This is a genomic window from Pseudomonas sp. RU47 (assembly GCF_004011755.1).
Classification (GTDB): Bacteria; Pseudomonadota; Gammaproteobacteria; order Pseudomonadales; family Pseudomonadaceae; genus Aquipseudomonas.
Window position 1 is genome coordinate 1,132,143 of the sequence record NZ_CP022411.1, and the last position, 16,966, is coordinate 1,149,108.

A 16,966-nucleotide genomic window follows, 5' to 3' on the forward strand; every position below is an offset into this window, starting at 1 on the left:
AATCTCCGCAGGTGAGATTTCGGCAGTCACTTCGAGGCGCAGCACCGTCAAGGTATTGCGTCTACTGGCTCTGACAAAGGTGACCGAGTATGGATGATCACGGACGTAGCCCTTCCTCCAACCAGCCAATCCTTTATGTACTCGATACCAACGTATTGATTCACGATCCAAACGCCCTGCTGAATTTCGAAGAACACCACGTCGCGATCCCGATGACCGTGCTTGAAGAGCTGGACAAGCTCAAGAGCGGGCATCACAGCGTGGCCGCTGAGTGCCGTCAGGCCATCCGGCTGATCGACAAGACCCTGGGCGATGCGTCCCCGGAAGATGTCGAACTGGGTGTGCCGATCCAGCGCGGCAAGGGCGGGCCGAAGGGCTTGCTGTCAATTCTGATGAGCAAGCAGGCCGAATCTAACCTGATTCTGCCCGAGCATCTGAACGACAACAAAATCATCAACCAACTGATCGACCTGCACACCCGCGACCCGAAAAAACCGGTGGTGCTGGTCACCAAAGACATCAACATGCGCCTCAAGGCGCGCGCCTGCGGCATTGATGCCGAGGATTACAGCACCGACCAACTGGTCGATGACGTGTCCCTGCTGCCCAACGGCTACCACAACATGACCGGCTCTTTCTGGGACCGCGTGAGCAAGGTCGACACCCGTCAGGACCACGGCCGCACCTGGCATCAAGTGCAACTGATCGACAACCTGCCGGCGGTGCACATCAACGAGTTCATCATTGACGAACAGGGCTTTGTCGGCTGGATCAAGGAGATTGACGAGGCCAAGCTGCTGATCCTCGACCTGCACCAGGAACCGCTGCTGCATCAAGAGGCTTGGGGGCTCAAGCCGCGCGACATCTACCAGAGCCTGGCGCTGTACGCGCTGCTCGATCCGGACATTCATCTGGTCAATCTGTCGGGTGCTGCCGGTTCCGGTAAAACCATTCTGGCACTGGCCGCTGCGATCGAGCAGACCATGGTCAGCAAGCGTTATCGCCGCATCATCGCCACCCGTAGCGTGCAGGGTCTGGATCAGGAGATCGGTTTCCTGCCCGGCACCGAAGCGGAAAAAATGGAGCCTTGGCTGGGCGCCATCACCGACAACCTCGAAGCCTTGCACATGGATGACGAAAACACCCATGGCAGCGTCGATTACATCCTCAGCAAAGTGCCGTTGCAGTTCAAATCGCTCAACTACATTCGCGGGCGCAGCTTCCAGCAGAGCCTGATCCTGATCGACGAATGCCAGAACCTCACGCCGCACCAGATGAAAACCATCATCACCCGTGCCGGCGCCGGTTCCAAAGTGGTGTGCCTGGGCAACCTCGCACAGATCGACACCCCTTACCTGTCCGCGACCAGCTCCGGGCTGACGTATCTGACCGAACGCTTCAAGGATTTCCCCAACGGTGTGCACATCACCCTGCAAGGGGTGCCTCGCTCGATTCTGGCTGAATACGCCGAAACCCATTTGTAACCTTTCACCCAGAACCGGGCGGCCCAAAAGCCGCCCGGTTTTTTTATGGATAAATGCATATCCCCTGTGGGAGCGAGCCTGCTCGCGAATACGGTGTATCAGTCGACATTTATAGTGAATCTGAATCCGCTATCGCGAGCAGGCTCGCTCCCACAGGGGGCAACGGTGATTTCATAATCAGTGATGCGGAAATTTGACCCGCAGGTTTACAATCCACGCTCCTGATCAGGAGTAATCCCGTGCTGACTCATCTCGATTCCCAAGGTCGCGCCAACATGGTCGACGTCACCGAAAAAGCCGTGACGTTCCGTGAAGCGACGGCCCAAGCGCTGGTGCGCATGCTCCCCGAAACGCTGCAGATGATCGTCAGCGGCGGCCATCCCAAGGGCGATGTGTTCGCCGTGGCGCGCATTGCCGGCATTCAGGCGGCGAAGAAAACCAGTGATCTGATTCCCCTGTGCCATCCGCTGATGCTCACCGGCGTCAAAGTCGAACTCAGTGCCGATGGTGAAGACACCGTGCGCATCGTCGCCCGCTGCAAACTGTCCGGGCAGACCGGCGTCGAGATGGAAGCGCTGACCGCCGCCAGCGTCGCCGCGCTGACCATTTACGACATGTGCAAAGCTGTCGATCGCGGCATGACCATCGAAAGCGTGCGCCTGCTGGAGAAGGTCGGCGGCAAGAGCGGGCACTTTCAGGCGGAGCAGCCATGAACCTGACCGTGAAGTTTTTTGCCCGTTACCGTGAAGCGCTGGGCGTGGATTCGGTGAAGGTTGAAGGTGATTTCGCTACTGTTGACGACGTGCGAGCGTTGCTGGTGCAGCGTGATGGCGCTGATGTGCTGAGCGAGCAGAATCTGATGTGCGCACGCAACGAAGACCTCTGCCAGCTCGACGAGCCAGTGGTCGATGGCGACGAAGTGGCGTTTTTCCCCACCGTGACCGGAGGCTGAGCCATGGCGATTCGCGTGCAGGCCACGCCGTTCGACCCGGGCGCTGAAGTCAACGCGATGCACGCGGCCAATGTCGGCGTCGGCGCGGTGGTGAGTTTTGTCGGCTATGTGCGCGACTTCAATGATGGCCTGGATGTGGCCGGGATGTTCCTTGAACACTATCCGGGCATGACCGAAAAAGCCCTCGGCAAGATCGCCATCGAAGCCGAACAGCGCTGGCCGCTGCTGAAACTGGAAGTGCTGCACCGCATCGGCGCACTGGAACCGGGCGAACCGATCGTCTTCGTCGGTGCCGCGAGCGCCCATCGCCAGGCCGCGTTCGATGCCTGCGCCTTCGTCATGGACTACCTGAAAACCCGTGCACCGTTCTGGAAGAAGGAAAACACCAGCGACGGGCCGCGTTGGGTTGAGGGGCGGGACAGTGATCACGCGGCTGCGGATCGCTGGAAGAAATAAACCCTGTGTCGCCCTCTAGTCCGCCATCGCGAGCAGGCTCACTCCTACAATTGGAATGCGTTCCCCCTGTAGGAGTGAGCCTGCTCGCGATGACGTCATCTGCAACACCAAAAACCTCTGTCTTTGCCTGATTGACTGCCTATACATATAAGTCCAATATGGATTTATAAGTACAAAAAAAGTATTTCCCTCCGTTTCAGCTCTTTCTTGCCAAACCAACAACAACCCGCGAGAGAACGAACATGAAGAAACTCCCCCTCATCACCGGTCTTGCCCTAAGCCTGTTGGCCTCCGCCAGTGTGTTCGCCGCCGAACAAACCCTGCGCATCGGCATTGAAGCCGCTTATCCGCCGTTCGCCTCGAAAACCGACAAGGGCGAAATCGTCGGTTTCGACTACGACATCGGTAATGCCCTGTGCGCGCAAATGAAGGTCAAGTGCGTGTGGGTCGAAGGTGAGTTCGACGGTCTGATTCCTTCGCTGAAAGTGAAGAAAATCGATATGGCGCTGTCCTCGATGACCATCAACGAAGACCGCAAGAAGTCGGTGGATTTCAGCCACAAGTACTACTTCACTTCGTCGCGGCTGGTGATGAAAGAAGGCGCCAGCGTTGACGATCAATACGCCAGCCTGAAGGGCAAGAACGTCGGCGTGCAGCGCGCGACCACCACTGATCGTTACGCCACCGAGGTGTTCGAGCCGAAGGGCATCAACGTCAAGCGCTACAGCAACAACGAAGAGATCTACATGGATTTGGCGGCAGGGCGGCTGGATGCGATTTTTGCCGACACCATTCCGTTGAATGACTTTTTATCGATGCCGCGTGGCAAGGGTTATGCGTTCGTCGGGCCTGAGTTGAAGGATCCGAAGTACGTGGGCGAGGGGGCGGGGATTGCAGTGCGCAAGGGTAATGCCGAATTGGTCAGCCAGTTGAATGGGGCCATTGATGGCATTCGCGCGAGTGGCGAATATCAGAAGATTTCCGAGAAGTATTTCAAGTCCGACATTTACGGCGACTGATAGTCCGCTATCGCGAGCAGGCTCACTCCTACATTTGGAATGCGCTCCCCTGTAGGAGTGAGCCTGCTCGCGATGGCGTCAGAGAAATCACCGCAAACCTTTAGCCCTTCATTTCCTTCAAATGCTTGTACACCGTCGCCCGCCCCATGTTCAGCACATTGGCCACATAGTTCGAGGCGCTCTTGCCCTTGAACGCGCCTTCGGCGTGCAGTGCCAGCACCAGTTCACGCTTGTGATCGCGGGTCAGCAGATTCAGGCTCAGCTGCCGTTCGCGCAGCCAGGCGTGGAGGAAGGTGTTGATGCGCTCCTGCCAGTCATCGCGAAACAGTGAGTCCGGTTGCGGGATCAGTTTGCTCGGTGAGAGGAACAGGTCCAGCGCCGCCTTGGCATTTTCGAACAGCGAAATATTCAAGTTGATGCACAGCACCGCCAGCGGCAGGCCTTCGTTGTCGCGCAGGACGCTGCTCAGGCTACGGATCTTCTGGCCGTCCCAATTGAGCTTTTCGTACGGACCGATATTACGGTCGCTGACATCCTCGCTGAGCATGTCTTCCAGCGATGAGTCGTCACCGATCTCGCGTTTGGACAGGTTGTTGGCGATGTAATCGACCTTCTGCGTGCGCAGGTCGTGCAGCACCACTTCGGCGTGCGGAAAGAACAGTGTGGCGATGGCATCGGCGATGGCGCGGAAGTTATCCAGCGCCGGGTCGAACTCAGGGGCGGTCATGACAGTGGAGCTCCAGGCAGCGTCAACGCCCCCGTGATCAGGAGGCGCTGCGAGTGTGCCGCAATCCGTTGGGCGCGTCATCCGGATGGACGATCAGGCGAGGCGGGCAGGGGAGAGCATGGCGCTGCTCAGGCCGAAGTCACGCAAGTGCTCGGGCAAAGGCTCGCCGCGCACCAATGCCGCACTGGCCTGGCCCATGGCTGGCGAAGTCTGGATGCCATAACCACCTTGCGCCGCGACCCAGAACAGCCCCGCCACCTGCGGATCGAAACCGCTGAGCAGATCACCGTCGCCGACGAAACTGCGCAGCCCGGCCCACGTGCGGGTCGGGCGGCGGATGGTCAGCGTGGTCGCTTCTTCGATCTGGTAGATGCCCATCGCGATGTCCAGCTCTTCCGGCTGCACGTCGTGGGGTTCGACCGGGTCGGCGTTGGCCGGCGAGCCGAGAAACATGCCGGCGTCAGGCTTCATATAGAAGGATTCGTCGAGGCTGACCAGCATCGGCCAGTGATGAATGTCGACGCCTTCGGGGCCGGCGAAAATAAATGCGGCGCGGCGTTTCGGTTGCAGGCCCAGCGGCTTGGCACCGGCCAAAACGCCGATTTTGTCGGCCCAGGCGCCAGCGGCGTTGATGATCAACGGTGCGCTGAAAGTCTGGCCGTTTGTTTGTACGTGCCAGAGGCCGTCGACGTCGCGGTTCAGGCCGAGTACTTCGCAGTCGGTGTGCACGTCGCCGTGGTTGCGGCGGATGCCGCGCAGGTAGCCCTGATGCAAGGCGTCGGTGTCGATGTCGCTGGCACTTGGATCGTAGATCGCGCCGTGGACTTTTTCCCGACGCAGGATTGGCAGCCGCGCACAGGCTTCGTCGGCGCTGAGCAATTGCATTTCCGGCACGGTGGCTTTGGCGCTGAGGTATTGGTTGTTCAGTTCGGCGGCGTCACCGGTGAAATCGACGGTCATTTCTCCGCGCGGGGTCAGCAGTGGGTGTTCGCAGAAACCGCTGGGCGGGTTGTCGAAAAACGCCCGGCTGGCCTGGGTCAGCGCGCGTACTTGTGGTGTGCCATAGGCTGCGGTGAACAGCGCGGCGGAGCGTCCGGTGGAGTGATAGGCCGGATGGGATTCACGTTCGAGCACGACCACTTTGCCGTGCGGCGACAGCCAGAACCCGGTGGAAGCGCCGGCAATTCCGCCGCCGATGATGATGAAATCTGCCTGGCTCATGAGGTTCTCCAGTGGGTACGCAATATCAAGGCGTTCGCTAGTCCCCTGTGGGAGCGAGCCTGCTCGCGAAAGCGGTGTGTCAGTCGACATCTTCGGTGAATATCAGACCGCATTCGCGAGCAGGCTCGCTCCCACAGGGGAATTTTGGTGTTAGTGGGTTAGGTGGTAAACCGCATTGGCGAGGGCAATGTCTTCCAGGCCAAGGCCGATTGAACGGAAGAACACGTGACGATCGTAATCCGGGCGCTGCACTTTTTCGCTGAGCAGATCGGCGAGATCACCAACAATTAAATCCTTGCTCCAGCCATGTTGTTCACTGGCAATCAACATCTCACCGGCCGACCCCGGCGTGGTCAGACGATAGTCACAGAACACCTGCATGCCGTTGAGGCTCTGCGGCGGCACTTCGTGGGCGCGTGGGGCATTGGTGCTGATCGAGGTGATCAGCGCCGGTTTGCTCAATGCGGCAGGATCGATCACCGGTCCGGCGGACGAAGTGCAGAGCATGATCACATCGGCCTCGGCGATGGCCGCATCACGGCTGTCAGCGATCTTCAGATTGGGCGTAATGGCTTTCAACAGTGCCTGGGTTTGCGCGTCGGCGGACAGGCTTGGCGAATACAGGCTGATGCTCTGCCAGTCGCGCAGCGACTTCACGTAGTGCAGATGCGCCTGGGCAACCTTGCCGCTGCCAATGATCGCCAGTCGCGAGGCATTCAGCGGCGCTAGGGCGTCGACAGCCACGGCGGTGGTCGCGGCGGTGCGCGCGGTGGTCAGTTCACCGGCATCGCAGAGCAGCAGCGGGTGGCCGGTTTTCATCGACATCAGCAGTGTCCACGCCGTCACCAACGGGCCTTGCTCGCGAACGATATAAGGAGAAGTCTTCACACCGTACACGCCGTCCTCTGCCAGCACCCCCAGATAGTTGATGAAGTCGCCGGCACCCTGCGGGAATTCCACCAGTTGCTGCGCCGGCTGCACGGCGTTTCCGGCAGCCAGGTCTCGGAACAGCTTGCGCAGGATCTGCGGCACATCAATGCGCGCCAGTAACTCGCGGGCCTGGGCTTGGTCGATCACGTGGGGCGTACTGGACATGTCAGGCTCCGAAAATGGAAATCTAAACTCGTTTGTCCATTATGGACTTTTAGTTTTGTCGGGCAAGCACCTGATGAAAATCCGCACGAAAAAAAAGCGCAGTCCGTTGCCGGCTGCGCTTTTCTTTTAAACGTCGTTTACTGCGGACGCTTGCGCTCAACCGCACGCAACAGATGCGTCGGCGGCGTTTCACAGCTGATCTTGCGACCGAGCTTTTCTTCGATGGACGGCAACTGGTAGGAGTCGTCCTCACCGGCGAAGCTGATCGATACGCCATCGGCGCCAGCACGACCGGTCCGGCCGATGCGGTGCACGTAGTCGTCCGGGACTTCCGGCAGGGTGAAGTTGATCACGTGGCTGATGCCGTCGATGTGGATGCCGCGACCGGCCACATCGGTGGCGACCAGTACGCGAATCTTGCCTTCGCGGAAACCTTCCAGGGTCTTTATGCGTTTGTGTTGCGGCACATCGCCGGACAGTTGCGCAGCGTTAATGCCGTCGCGCACCAGACGCTCTTCGATGCGACGCACTTCGTCCTTGCGGTTGGCAAACACGATCACACGTTCCCAGCCGTTATCGTTGACCAGGTTGTAGAGCAGTTTGTATTTGTCGGCACCGGCCACCGCATAGATGTGCTGCTCGACGTTTTCGTTGGCCACGTTGGTGATTTCGATTTCGACGATCGCAGGATCGGTGGTCCACTGCTTGGCGAGGTTCATCACGTCTTCGGTGAAGGTCGCGGAGAACAGCAGGGTCTGGCGTTCGGACTTCGGCGGGGTCTGGCGAATGATCTGCCGTACTTGCGGGATGAAGCCCATGTCGAGCATGCGGTCGGCTTCGTCCAGCACCATCACTTCGACCATGTCCAGGTGCACGTCGCCGCGTTGGTTGAAGTCGAGCAGACGGCCCGGGGTGGCAACGAGGATGTCGCAATGGCGCGCTTCGAGGTGCTTGAGTTGCTTGTCGAAGTCCATGCCGCCAACAAACGTCATGACGTTGAGGCCGGTGTACTTGGTCAGGTCGGCGGCGTCCTTGGCGATCTGCACAACCAGCTCACGGGTCGGCGCGATGATCAGCGCACGGGGTTCACCCATGTAGCGTTCTTTCGGCGGCGGAGTTTGCAGCAACTGGGTGATGATCGAAATCAGAAACGCGGCGGTTTTACCGGTGCCGGTCTGCGCGCGGCCAATGGCGTCTTTGCCGGCGAGGGTGAAGCCCAGCACCTGCGCCTGGATCGGCGTGCAATACGGGAAGCCCAGATCCTGGATGGCGTGCATCAGTTCTGGAGACAGCTTGAAATCGTGGAAGCGGGTTTTGCCTTCCTGTGGCTCGACGACAAAGTCTTCGAGTTTCCACGCAATGACCGGCGCCTTGGGCTTCGGTTCGCGGCGTGGCTTGACCGGTTTCGGCGCTTCGCTGCGGGCAGGTTCGGCGGCGACGGGTGCGGCCGGTGCAGGTTTGGGTGGCTGCTTCGGTGCCGCTACGGGAGCGGGGCGGTCGGCCTGTGGGGCATCGGTGCGATGACCGGGGGCGTGCGACGGCGCACTGGGAACTGGCGCGAGCTGCTCAGCCTCGCTTTTACCGAACATCTTCTTGAGTGCTTTGAGCACGGTCATCTCATCAATTGGTTAAGGAATGTACGCCGGCCAGTGTAATGCAAGAAACGGGCGCGGCGTAGGGGGAGGGATCAAAGGGCGATTTTAATCTCGCCGCTTAGCGCAGGCGCTCGCTCAACCAGACACCGATGTCGCGAATTTCCTCGGGTAACACTTCGTGCTCCATTGGGTATTCCTGCCATGTCACGGTGACACCATGCTTCACCAAATGCTCGTAGGCACTGCGGCCCATCGAGTTTTGCACCACGCCATCGAACTGGCCGTGCAGGCACAGCGCAGGAATCCGCTGTTGACTGGCTAAAAGCTCCATCTCGTCACTGAAGGTCGGCGCATACGTCGACAACGCCAGCACGCCACCCAACGGCCCCTGCCATTTCACAAATGCGGTGTGCAATACGACCGCGCCACCCTGGGAAAACCCGGCGAGGAAAATCCGCGAAGCGTCTATTCCGCTGGCGCGCTGGTTTTCGATCAATTCGATGATGCGATCCGCCGACGCTTCCAGCTGGTCACGGTCAATCGCCCGCGCCGGACTCATGGCTTTAATGTCGTACCAGCTCGGCATGGCATATCCGCCATTTATCGTCACTGGAAGTGTGGGCGCCTGCGGCAGCACGAAGCGCGTGCTCAGCAGGCTTTCCTGCAGCGCCTCGGCCACCGGCAGAAAGTCGTAGCGATCGGCGCCGAGGCCGTGCAGCCAGATCACGCAGGCATCTGCGGGCTTAACAGGCTGAAGAATCAAGGGCTCGGTCATGTCTGCTCCAAAAATGTGCGGGCGCTCTCATTAAGTGCGTGGTTCGAGTGCGCGTCCGGTTGATCCGTTAAGAAGATGTCGCAAGGTTACAAGTTTTGCTATTGACCTGTCGCCGAATCGATTCCGCGACAGGTGTGGTACGGGCTTTGCTATGGAAGGTTCTGTACGAAGCATCCTATGCGTGGCGGTAACACTATCAGTGTACGACCCGCGACGGGATGGCAAAGAATCCGGTGATGGATGTTCGCCAATGGCCGCTACGGGCGCAGCGAACGTGAAAGGGCTACAGCCCGTTCGGCCGATTGGTGAGAAGTGAGTTGTCCATGATGTGGATTTTCTCCTACTAGACTCATAGCGAAGGTCTTACGTCGGTTGACCCCAAAAAAAGCCAACACGGGTCAACAACGCCTCAAAAGGGTGCGACTGGACTCAAGCTCCGACACAACAAGAGCAAAACTGGAGGTTTGAATGAAGATGTTGAAATCCACTCTGGCGATCGTGACTGCAGCAACAGTTCTCGGCGTCAGCGGGTTCGCTCAGGCGGGTGCAACCCTGGATGGCGTGAAGAAGAAAGGTTTCGTGCAGTGTGGCGTGAGCGACGGTCTGCCGGGCTTCTCGGTACCGGACGCGACCGGCAAGATCCTCGGGATCGACGCTGACGTCTGCCGCGCTGTGGCCGCTGCCGTCTTCGGCGATGCGACCAAAGTCAAATTCAGTCAGTTGAACGCCAAAGAGCGCTTCACCGCGCTGCAATCGGGCGAGATCGACATCCTGTCGCGCAACACCACCATGACCAGTTCCCGTGACGCGGGCATGGGCCTGAAATTCCCGGGCTTCATTACCTACTACGACGGCATCGGCTTCCTGGTAAACAACAAGCTGGGCGTGAAAAGTGCCAAAGAGCTGGACGGTGCAACCATCTGCATCCAGGCCGGTACCACCACCGAGCTGAACGTTTCCGACTACTTCCGTGGCAACGGTCTGAAATACACCCCGATCACTTTCGACACCTCCGATGAAAGCGCCAAGTCGCTGGAATCCGGTCGTTGCGACGTGCTGACCTCCGACAAGTCCCAGCTGTTCGCCCAGCGCAGCAAGCTGGCTTCGCCGAAGGACTACGTGGTTCTGCCGGAAACCATTTCCAAAGAACCGCTGGGCCCGGTCGTACGTAATGGCGACGACGAGTGGCTGGCCATCGTCCGTTGGGTAGGCTACGCGCTGCTCAACACCGAAGAAGCCGGTATCACTTCGAAGAACGTCGAAGCGGAAGCCAAGTCGACCAAGAACCCGGACGTCGCCCGTATGCTCGGCGCTGACGGCGAGTACGGCAAAGACCTGAAGCTGCCGAAAGACTGGGTGGTGCAGATCGTCAAACAAGTCGGCAACTACGGCGAAATCTTCGAGAAAAACCTCGGCAAGAGCACTCCGCTGGAAATCGACCGCGGCTTGAACGCCCTGTGGAACAACGGCGGCATTCAGTACGCACCACCAGTGCGCTAATGGTTCTATCGCCCGGCGGGCCAACCGCCGGGTGATGTTCTTGTTCCATTTTTTCCGGGGCACTTCATGCAAAATTCAATCGGCGCACCAAAGCAGAGGCTCAGCCTCAGCGATCCACGAGTGCGTGCGTGGCTATTCCAGATCATCACCGTTGTGGCGGTGGTCTCGCTGGGCTGGTACCTGTTCGACAACACGCAAACCAACCTTCAGCACCGGGGCATTACCTCCGGTTTCGGCTTTCTGGAGCGCAGTGCCGGGTTCGGCATCGCTCAACACCTGATCGACTACACGGAAGCGGACAGCTATGCCCGTGTGTTTGTCATCGGTCTGCTCAACACCCTGTTGGTGACTGTGATTGGCGTGGTTCTGGCGACGATCCTCGGTTTCATCATCGGTGTAGCGCGGCTGTCGCAGAACTGGATCATCAGTAAACTGGCGACGGTGTATGTGGAAGTGTTCCGCAACATTCCGCCGCTGCTGCAAATCCTGTTCTGGTACTTCGCGGTGTTCCTGACCATGCCGGGGCCGCGCAACAGCCACAACTTCGGCGACACCTTTTTCGTCAGCAGCCGTGGCCTGAACATGCCGGCCGCATTGGCTGCGGACGGGTTCTGGGCGTTCGTGATCAGCATCGTGGTCGCCATCGTCGGTATCGTGCTGATGACGCGCTGGGCCAACAAGCGCTTTGAAGAAACCGGCGTGCCGTTTCACAAGTTCTGGGTCGGCCTGGCGATTCTGCTGGTGATTCCGACCTTGTGCGCACTGATCTTTGGCGCACCGCTGCACTGGGAAATGCCCGAGCTCAAAGGCTTCAACTTTGTTGGCGGCTGGGTGCTGATCCCGGAACTGCTTGCCTTGACCCTGGCCCTGACCGTGTACACCGCGGCGTTCATCGCCGAGATCGTGCGTTCCGGGATCAAGTCGGTCAGCCATGGCCAGACTGAGGCGGCGCGTTCCCTCGGCCTGCGCAACGGCCCGACCCTGCGCAAGGTGATCATTCCGCAAGCCCTGCGCGTGATCATTCCGCCACTGACCAGCCAATACCTCAACCTGGCGAAAAACTCTTCGCTGGCGGCCGGTATCGGTTACCCGGAAATGGTGTCGCTGTTCGCCGGCACGGTGCTTAACCAGACCGGTCAGGCGATCGAAGTGATTGCCATCACCATGAGCGTGTACCTGGCGATCAGTATCAGCATTTCCCTGCTGATGAACTGGTACAACAAGCGCATTGCGCTGATCGAGCGGTAAGGAAAAGCGCATGAGTACTCATACTTTCAAACCCGACATGCCCCCACCGAACAGCAGCATCGGTGTGGTGGCGTGGATGCGCGCGAACATGTTCTCCAGCTGGCTCAACACCCTGCTGACGCTGTTTGCGTTTTACCTGATCTACCTCGTGGTGCCTCCGATCCTCAGTTGGGCGATTGTCGATGCCAACTGGGTCGGCACCACCCGCGCCGACTGCACCAAGGAGGGCGCCTGCTGGGTGTTCATTCAGCAGCGTTTCGGCCAGTTCATGTACGGCTATTACCCGACGGAACTGCGCTGGCGCGTCGACCTGACCGTGTGGCTGGCGGTGATCGGCGCGGCGCCATTGTTCATCTCGCGTGTGCCGCGTAAAGCGATCTACGGGCTGAGCTTCCTGGTGTTGTACCCGATCATTGCTTTCACCCTGCTGCACGGCGGTTTCGGTCTGACCCCGGTGGCGACCAGCCAGTGGGGCGGCCTGATGCTGACTCTGGTGATCGCCACAGTCGGTATTGCCGGTGCGTTGCCGCTGGGGATTGTGCTGGCGCTGGGTCGACGCTCGAACATGCCGGCGATTCGTGTGGTCTGCGTGACCTTCATCGAATTCTGGCGCGGCGTGCCGTTGATCACGGTGCTGTTCATGTCTTCGGTGATGCTGCCGCTGTTCCTGCCGGAAGGCATGAACTTCGACAAGCTGCTGCGGGCACTGATCGGCGTGATCCTGTTCCAGTCGGCCTATGTCGCCGAAGTGGTGCGCGGCGGTCTGCAAGCGATTCCCAAAGGTCAGTACGAAGCGGCTGCGGCGATGGGCCTCGGTTACTGGCGCTCGATGGGCCTGGTGATTCTGCCGCAAGCCCTGAAGCTGGTGATTCCCGGCATCGTCAACACCTTCATTGCGCTGTTCAAGGACACCAGTCTGGTGATCATCATCGGCCTCTTTGACCTGCTCAACAGCGTCAAGCAAGCCGCTGCCGATCCGAAATGGCTGGGCATGGCCACCGAAGGCTACGTGTTCGCCGCCCTGGTGTTCTGGATTTTCTGTTTTGGTATGTCGCGCTATTCCATGCATCTGGAACGCAAGCTCGACACTGGCCACAAGCGTTAGGAGTTGTGTAAATGAGTGAAGCAATCAAAAAGCCTGCAGGTCCTGAAGGCATTATTCAGATGCAGGGCGTCAACAAGTGGTACGGCCAGTTCCACGTGCTCAAAGACATCAACCTCAACGTCAAACAGGGCGAGCGTATCGTCCTGTGCGGGCCGTCGGGTTCCGGCAAGTCGACCACGATTCGTTGCCTCAATCGTCTGGAAGAACACCAGCAGGGCCGCATCGTCGTCGACGGCGTGGAACTGACCAACGACCTCAAGCAGATCGAAGCGATCCGCCGCGAAGTCGGCATGGTGTTCCAGCACTTCAACCTGTTCCCGCACCTGACCATTTTGCAGAACTGCACCCTGGCACCGATGTGGGTACGCAAGATGCCCAAGCGCAAGGCCGAGGAAATCGCCATGCATTACCTGGAACGCGTACGCATTCCAGAGCAGGCGCATAAATTCCCGGGGCAATTGTCCGGCGGTCAGCAACAGCGTGTGGCAATCGCCCGTGCCCTGTGCATGAAGCCGAAAATCATGCTGTTCGATGAACCGACTTCAGCGCTCGATCCGGAGATGGTGAAGGAAGTGCTCGACACCATGATCGGTCTGGCTGAAGACGGCATGACCATGCTTTGCGTGACTCACGAAATGGGCTTTGCCCGGACTGTGGCGAACCGTGTGATCTTCATGGACAAGGGTGAGATCGTTGAACAGGCGGCGCCGAATGACTTCTTCGATAACCCGCAGAATGAGCGGACGAAGTTGTTCTTGAGTCAGATTTTGCATTGATGGTTTGTGTGTAAATCAAACCCGGCCTTGTGCCGGGTTTGTTTTTTTGTGGGTCAGGAAACGGTGAGGGTTTCGTGTTCCTTGTGTACGGTGTGCGTGAAACCTCGCAGGTCTGCGCCTTCAGCCAAGGTCTGGATATCGACGAGCATGTAGGGATGACGATCCAATAGACGCATCAGCAGCACCAATGCTTTGGGTGGAAGTAACTCGCCGCGTTCGTAGCGAGAGAATGCGTTATGCCCGCCACCAGAGAGCAGTTGCACCGTCTCTTTCTGCGTCAGGTGCAATTTGCGTCGAATACGTTTCATCTCGGCGCCGATCATTTGTCTGCCAGCGAGAACCAGCTCGTCACCGGCATCACAATAACGCTCAGCACTATCGGTGTCGAAATCCCATTCCACTTCACCGCACTTCTGGCACTCCCAACCAGATAAATCGTCTACTCGGCGCTCCATGCCTTTGACACTCAGGGTTTCTCCGCGACCCTGGAAATGCCTCATTCCCTCACGTGCACCGCAGCTGACACATTGCTGGGTTTTCATGGGTTTTTCTCCTTGAAGGAGATTACCGGTGGGCTGCCGCCGGGGCGGTAGGTCACCTTGATGTAAATCTCCTGATCTCGTGAATTGATGTGATACCCGTCTTGCCAGATTCGATGATCGTCATAAGTAGTCATCGATTTGTACAACATCCTGGTTTGTAGCTCGAAAACGATCTCTAGCATTTCGCTGAGGTTGAAGCCGAGCTTCTCCGCTGATTTGACCGAAGCTTTGGTGAAAGCTTTTTGACCTAACCGCCTCACCTCAGCCTTGATCACCGCCAGCTCATAATGGGGTGTGTTCTTTTCCATAAGAAACCAAAACCCTGTCCCTGAAATTACCCTTAAAGGGTAATTTTCACCAATCGAAAATACCGCTTCATGTGTCTCCGATTGACCCTAGGTGGTTGCCGTCCTACACGGGTCTGACTAACATGTCAGAAAATTCATCCTATGATTGGATGAAAGGGCGAATCCTATGTCAGACATTTCTCCACTCATCAAACGATCCCTGGTCGATCAGGCCCTGGATCAACTTCGTCAGCGCATCAACAGCGGTGCCTGGCAGGTCGGCGAGCGATTGCCGACAGAACCCGAGCTCTGCGCCGAGTTGGGCATCAGCCGCAACACCGTGCGCGAAGCCATGCGCGTGCTGGCGTTTTCCGGACTGATCGAGATTCGTCAGGGCGATGGCAGTTACCTGCGCGCAGTGGTCGATCCGATGGATACCCTGAAAGCGCTGTCGCAATGCTCGCTGGAACAGGCACGGGAAACCCGCCACATCCTCGAAGTCGAGGCCATCGGCCTGGCGGCGTTACGTCGTACCGAAGAAGACCTCGTCGCATTGCGCGAGGCGCTCGGCACCAGCGGCAGTCACTACCACGGCGATCTCGACACCTACATTGCTTGCGATCTGGTGTTTCACCGCCGTTTGGTCGACGCCGCGCACAACCCGACCCTCAGCGAGCTGTATCGCTATTTCTCCAGCATCGTCGGCGCGCAATTGCGCCAGACCCTGAACATCGTCCCGCGCCGTCAGGAAGTGTTCGACCTGCACATCGCGTTGCTCGATGCGGTCGAGCAAAGCGACCCGGAACGGGCCAAAGCCCTGTCGAGGCAGTTGATCAATGAACCTTGAAACCGAAAAATCCATGTCCCGCAACGAGATATCCACAACCCCCAAGCGCACGGCAGAACTTGAAGAACTGCTGATCGACGCCGAGGCCGATGACGAACAAGTGCAACAAAGCCATCCGCTGGTGCGCCGGCCGTGGTTGTTGCTGCTGGGTCTGATTCTGGTGGCGCTGAATTTGCGCCCGGCGCTGTCGAGCATGGCGCCGCTGCTCAGCGACGTATCCAAAAGCCTCGGCTTGTCGGCGGCTCAGGCCGGTCTGCTGACCACGTTGCCGGTGCTTTGCCTCGGTTTGTTTGCACCCTTGGCGCCTATTCTGGCGCGACGTTTTGGCGCTGAGCGGGTGGTGCTGGGGATTTTGTTGGCGTTGGCCGGCGGTATCATTTTGCGCAGCAACTTCGGTGAGATCGGCTTGTTCGCCGGCAGCGTATTGGGTGGCGCGAGCATCGGCATCATCGGTGTTCTGTTGCCGGGAATCGTCAAACGCGACTTCGCCAAACACGCCGGCACCATGACGGGCGTCTACACCATGGCGTTGTGTCTGGGCGCGGCGATGGCGGCCGGTTCCAGCGTGCCGTTGAGTGAGCATTTTGGTGGCAGTTGGGCGATGGGCCTGGGCTTCTGGGTGATTCCGGCATTGGTTGCAGCGGTGTTCTGGCTGCCGCAAGTCGGGCAGAAACATGGCGCGCACAATGTCGCCTATCGCGTGCGCGGTCTGCTGCGTGATCCGCTGGCCTGGCAGGTGACCTTGTACATGGGCCTGCAATCGTCGCTGGCCTACATCGTCTTCGGCTGGTTGCCGTCGATTCTGATTGGGCGTGGACTGACACCGACTCAGGCCGGTCTGGTGTTGTCCGGTTCGGTGATCATTCAACTGGCCAGCTCGTTGGCCGCGCCATGGCTGGCCACGCGTGGCAAGGATCAGCGTCTGGCAATCGTTGTGGTTATGGCACTGACCCTCGGCGGTCTGTTCGGTTGCCTGTATGCGCCGATCGAAGGCCTGTGGGGCTGGGCGATTCTGCTGGGTCTGGGGCAGGGCGGTACGTTCAGTCTGGCGTTGACGCTGATCGTGCTGCGCTCGCGGGATTCCCATGTCGCGGCGAACCTGTCGAGCATGTCTCAGGGCTTCGGTTACACCCTCGCGTCCATGGGGCCGTTTGCGGTCGGCGTGGTGCATGACTGGACCGGCGGTTGGAATGCGGTGGGCTGGATCTTTGGCATCATCGGTACTGGTGCGATCATCGCCGGGCTTGGCGCCGGGCGTGCGCTGTACGTGCAAGTGCAAAGCGAAAAAATCTGAATGCACTGATTTTAAATGTGGGAGCGAGCCTGCTCGCGAAGGC

18 protein-coding genes are annotated in these 16,966 nt (G+C 58.9%); 11 read left to right on the forward strand and 7 right to left on the reverse strand.

All coding sequences use genetic code 11. The features are described from left to right. Positions 1-89 precede the first annotated feature (89 nt). From CCX46_RS04980 to CCX46_RS05000, 5 genes are all read left to right on the forward strand, one after another. A complete protein-coding gene (locus CCX46_RS04980; RefSeq protein WP_016985016.1) occupies positions 90-1,484 on the forward strand; it encodes a PhoH family protein in 1,395 nt (464 codons plus the stop codon). Between the two features lie 239 nt (positions 1,485-1,723). Continuing rightward, a complete protein-coding gene (gene moaC, locus CCX46_RS04985; RefSeq protein WP_016985015.1) occupies positions 1,724-2,197 on the forward strand; it encodes a cyclic pyranopterin monophosphate synthase MoaC in 474 nt (157 codons plus the stop codon). Further along, positions 2,194-2,436, forward strand: a complete 243-nt coding sequence (locus CCX46_RS04990) for a MoaD/ThiS family protein (protein WP_127925915.1) — start codon at positions 2,194-2,196, stop codon at positions 2,434-2,436. Before moaC ends, CCX46_RS04990 begins: the two co-directional genes overlap by 4 nt. Before the next feature lie 3 nt (positions 2,437-2,439). Next, positions 2,440-2,892, forward strand: a complete 453-nt coding sequence (moaE, locus tag CCX46_RS04995; RefSeq protein ID WP_038357637.1) for a molybdopterin synthase catalytic subunit MoaE — start codon at positions 2,440-2,442, stop codon at positions 2,890-2,892. Between the two features lie 242 nt (positions 2,893-3,134). Then, a complete protein-coding gene (locus CCX46_RS05000; RefSeq protein WP_095119386.1) occupies positions 3,135-3,911 on the forward strand; it encodes an ABC transporter substrate-binding protein in 777 nt (258 codons plus the stop codon). 100 nt (positions 3,912-4,011) lie between these two features. Here CCX46_RS05000 and CCX46_RS05005 read toward each other — a convergent pair whose 3' ends face one another. The 5 genes from CCX46_RS05005 to CCX46_RS05025 form a co-directional block, all read right to left on the reverse strand. Further along, entirely contained in the window at positions 4,012-4,638 is a 627-nt protein-coding gene (locus tag CCX46_RS05005; protein WP_127925916.1) for a helix-turn-helix transcriptional regulator, read from the reverse strand. A gap of 93 nt (positions 4,639-4,731) precedes the next feature. Continuing rightward, positions 4,732-5,859, reverse strand: a complete 1,128-nt coding sequence (locus CCX46_RS05010; RefSeq protein ID WP_127925917.1) for an NAD(P)/FAD-dependent oxidoreductase — start codon at positions 5,857-5,859, stop codon at positions 4,732-4,734. A gap of 150 nt (positions 5,860-6,009) precedes the next feature. Further along, positions 6,010-6,954, reverse strand: a complete 945-nt coding sequence (locus CCX46_RS05015) for an ornithine cyclodeaminase family protein (protein WP_127925918.1) — start codon at positions 6,952-6,954, stop codon at positions 6,010-6,012. A gap of 137 nt (positions 6,955-7,091) precedes the next feature. Further along, positions 7,092-8,570, reverse strand: a complete 1,479-nt coding sequence (gene rhlB / locus CCX46_RS05020) for an ATP-dependent RNA helicase RhlB (RefSeq protein ID WP_127925919.1) — start codon at positions 8,568-8,570, stop codon at positions 7,092-7,094. 97 nt (positions 8,571-8,667) lie between these two features. Then, a complete protein-coding gene (locus tag CCX46_RS05025) occupies positions 8,668-9,324 on the reverse strand; it encodes an alpha/beta hydrolase (RefSeq protein ID WP_127925920.1) in 657 nt (218 codons plus the stop codon). 468 nt (positions 9,325-9,792) lie between these two features. Here CCX46_RS05025 and CCX46_RS05030 point away from each other — a divergent pair, with 468 nt between their 5' ends. The 4 genes from CCX46_RS05030 (at position 9,793) to CCX46_RS05045 (ending at position 13,953) form a co-directional block, all read left to right on the forward strand. Next, a complete protein-coding gene (locus CCX46_RS05030; protein ID WP_127925921.1) occupies positions 9,793-10,824 on the forward strand; it encodes an amino acid ABC transporter substrate-binding protein in 1,032 nt (343 codons plus the stop codon). A gap of 66 nt (positions 10,825-10,890) precedes the next feature. Continuing rightward, positions 10,891-12,072, forward strand: coding sequence for an amino acid ABC transporter permease (locus tag CCX46_RS05035; protein ID WP_007914329.1), 1,182 nt, complete (start codon positions 10,891-10,893; stop codon positions 12,070-12,072). A gap of 10 nt (positions 12,073-12,082) precedes the next feature. Continuing rightward, positions 12,083-13,177 (forward strand): amino acid ABC transporter permease, encoded by a 1,095-nt coding sequence (locus CCX46_RS05040; protein WP_007949911.1) that lies wholly within the window; start codon positions 12,083-12,085, stop codon positions 13,175-13,177. An 11-nt stretch (positions 13,178-13,188) separates the two neighbouring features. Continuing rightward, a complete protein-coding gene (locus CCX46_RS05045) occupies positions 13,189-13,953 on the forward strand; it encodes an amino acid ABC transporter ATP-binding protein (RefSeq protein ID WP_038357653.1) in 765 nt (254 codons plus the stop codon). A gap of 53 nt (positions 13,954-14,006) precedes the next feature. On the opposite strand, the gene CCX46_RS05050 is transcribed toward CCX46_RS05045, so the two are convergent. Both CCX46_RS05050 and CCX46_RS05055 read right to left on the reverse strand, forming a co-directional pair. Continuing rightward, positions 14,007-14,495 (reverse strand): type II toxin-antitoxin system MqsA family antitoxin, encoded by a 489-nt coding sequence (locus CCX46_RS05050; RefSeq protein ID WP_034154577.1) that lies wholly within the window; start codon positions 14,493-14,495, stop codon positions 14,007-14,009. Then, positions 14,492-14,803 (reverse strand): type II toxin-antitoxin system MqsR family toxin, encoded by a 312-nt coding sequence (locus CCX46_RS05055; protein ID WP_127925922.1) that lies wholly within the window; start codon positions 14,801-14,803, stop codon positions 14,492-14,494. Before CCX46_RS05055 ends, CCX46_RS05050 begins: the two co-directional genes overlap by 4 nt. A 166-nt stretch (positions 14,804-14,969) precedes the next feature. On the opposite strand from CCX46_RS05055, the gene CCX46_RS05060 reads away from it, so the two are divergent. Together CCX46_RS05060 and CCX46_RS05065 are read left to right on the forward strand one after the other, a co-directional pair. Then, entirely contained in the window at positions 14,970-15,629 is a 660-nt protein-coding gene (locus CCX46_RS05060; RefSeq protein ID WP_127925923.1) for a FadR/GntR family transcriptional regulator, read from the forward strand. After that, entirely contained in the window at positions 15,619-16,923 is a 1,305-nt protein-coding gene (locus CCX46_RS05065) for a CynX/NimT family MFS transporter (RefSeq protein ID WP_127925924.1), read from the forward strand. The genes CCX46_RS05060 and CCX46_RS05065 overlap by 11 nt, the downstream gene beginning before the upstream one ends. Positions 16,924-16,966 lie beyond the last annotated feature (43 nt).

What these genes read in the sequence shown, in the direction of transcription:
- CCX46_RS04980 (WP_016985016.1), top strand. Translation starts at nt 90, where the DNA reads ATGGATGATCACGGACGTAGCCCTTCCTCCAACCAGCCAATCCTTTAT.
- CCX46_RS04990 (WP_127925915.1), top strand. Translation starts at nt 2,194, where the DNA reads ATGAACCTGACCGTGAAGTTTTTTGCCCGTTACCGTGAAGCGCTGGGC.
- moaE (WP_038357637.1), top strand. Translation starts at nt 2,440, where the DNA reads ATGGCGATTCGCGTGCAGGCCACGCCGTTCGACCCGGGCGCTGAAGTC.
- CCX46_RS05000 (WP_095119386.1), top strand. Translation starts at nt 3,135, where the DNA reads ATGAAGAAACTCCCCCTCATCACCGGTCTTGCCCTAAGCCTGTTGGCC.
- CCX46_RS05005 (WP_127925916.1), bottom strand. Translation starts at nt 4,638, where the DNA reads ATGACCGCCCCTGAGTTCGACCCGGCGCTGGATAACTTCCGCGCCATC.
- CCX46_RS05010 (WP_127925917.1), bottom strand. Translation starts at nt 5,859, where the DNA reads ATGAGCCAGGCAGATTTCATCATCATCGGCGGCGGAATTGCCGGCGCT.
- CCX46_RS05015 (WP_127925918.1), bottom strand. Translation starts at nt 6,954, where the DNA reads ATGTCCAGTACGCCCCACGTGATCGACCAAGCCCAGGCCCGCGAGTTA.
- rhlB (WP_127925919.1), bottom strand. Translation starts at nt 8,570, where the DNA reads ATGACCGTGCTCAAAGCACTCAAGAAGATGTTCGGTAAAAGCGAGGCT.
- CCX46_RS05025 (WP_127925920.1), bottom strand. Translation starts at nt 9,324, where the DNA reads ATGACCGAGCCCTTGATTCTTCAGCCTGTTAAGCCCGCAGATGCCTGC.
- CCX46_RS05030 (WP_127925921.1), top strand. Translation starts at nt 9,793, where the DNA reads ATGAAGATGTTGAAATCCACTCTGGCGATCGTGACTGCAGCAACAGTT.
- CCX46_RS05035 (WP_007914329.1), top strand. Translation starts at nt 10,891, where the DNA reads ATGCAAAATTCAATCGGCGCACCAAAGCAGAGGCTCAGCCTCAGCGAT.
- CCX46_RS05040 (WP_007949911.1), top strand. Translation starts at nt 12,083, where the DNA reads ATGAGTACTCATACTTTCAAACCCGACATGCCCCCACCGAACAGCAGC.
- CCX46_RS05045 (WP_038357653.1), top strand. Translation starts at nt 13,189, where the DNA reads ATGAGTGAAGCAATCAAAAAGCCTGCAGGTCCTGAAGGCATTATTCAG.
- CCX46_RS05050 (WP_034154577.1), bottom strand. Translation starts at nt 14,495, where the DNA reads ATGAAAACCCAGCAATGTGTCAGCTGCGGTGCACGTGAGGGAATGAGG.
- CCX46_RS05055 (WP_127925922.1), bottom strand. Translation starts at nt 14,803, where the DNA reads ATGGAAAAGAACACACCCCATTATGAGCTGGCGGTGATCAAGGCTGAG.
- CCX46_RS05060 (WP_127925923.1), top strand. Translation starts at nt 14,970, where the DNA reads ATGTCAGACATTTCTCCACTCATCAAACGATCCCTGGTCGATCAGGCC.
- CCX46_RS05065 (WP_127925924.1), top strand. Translation starts at nt 15,619, where the DNA reads ATGAACCTTGAAACCGAAAAATCCATGTCCCGCAACGAGATATCCACA.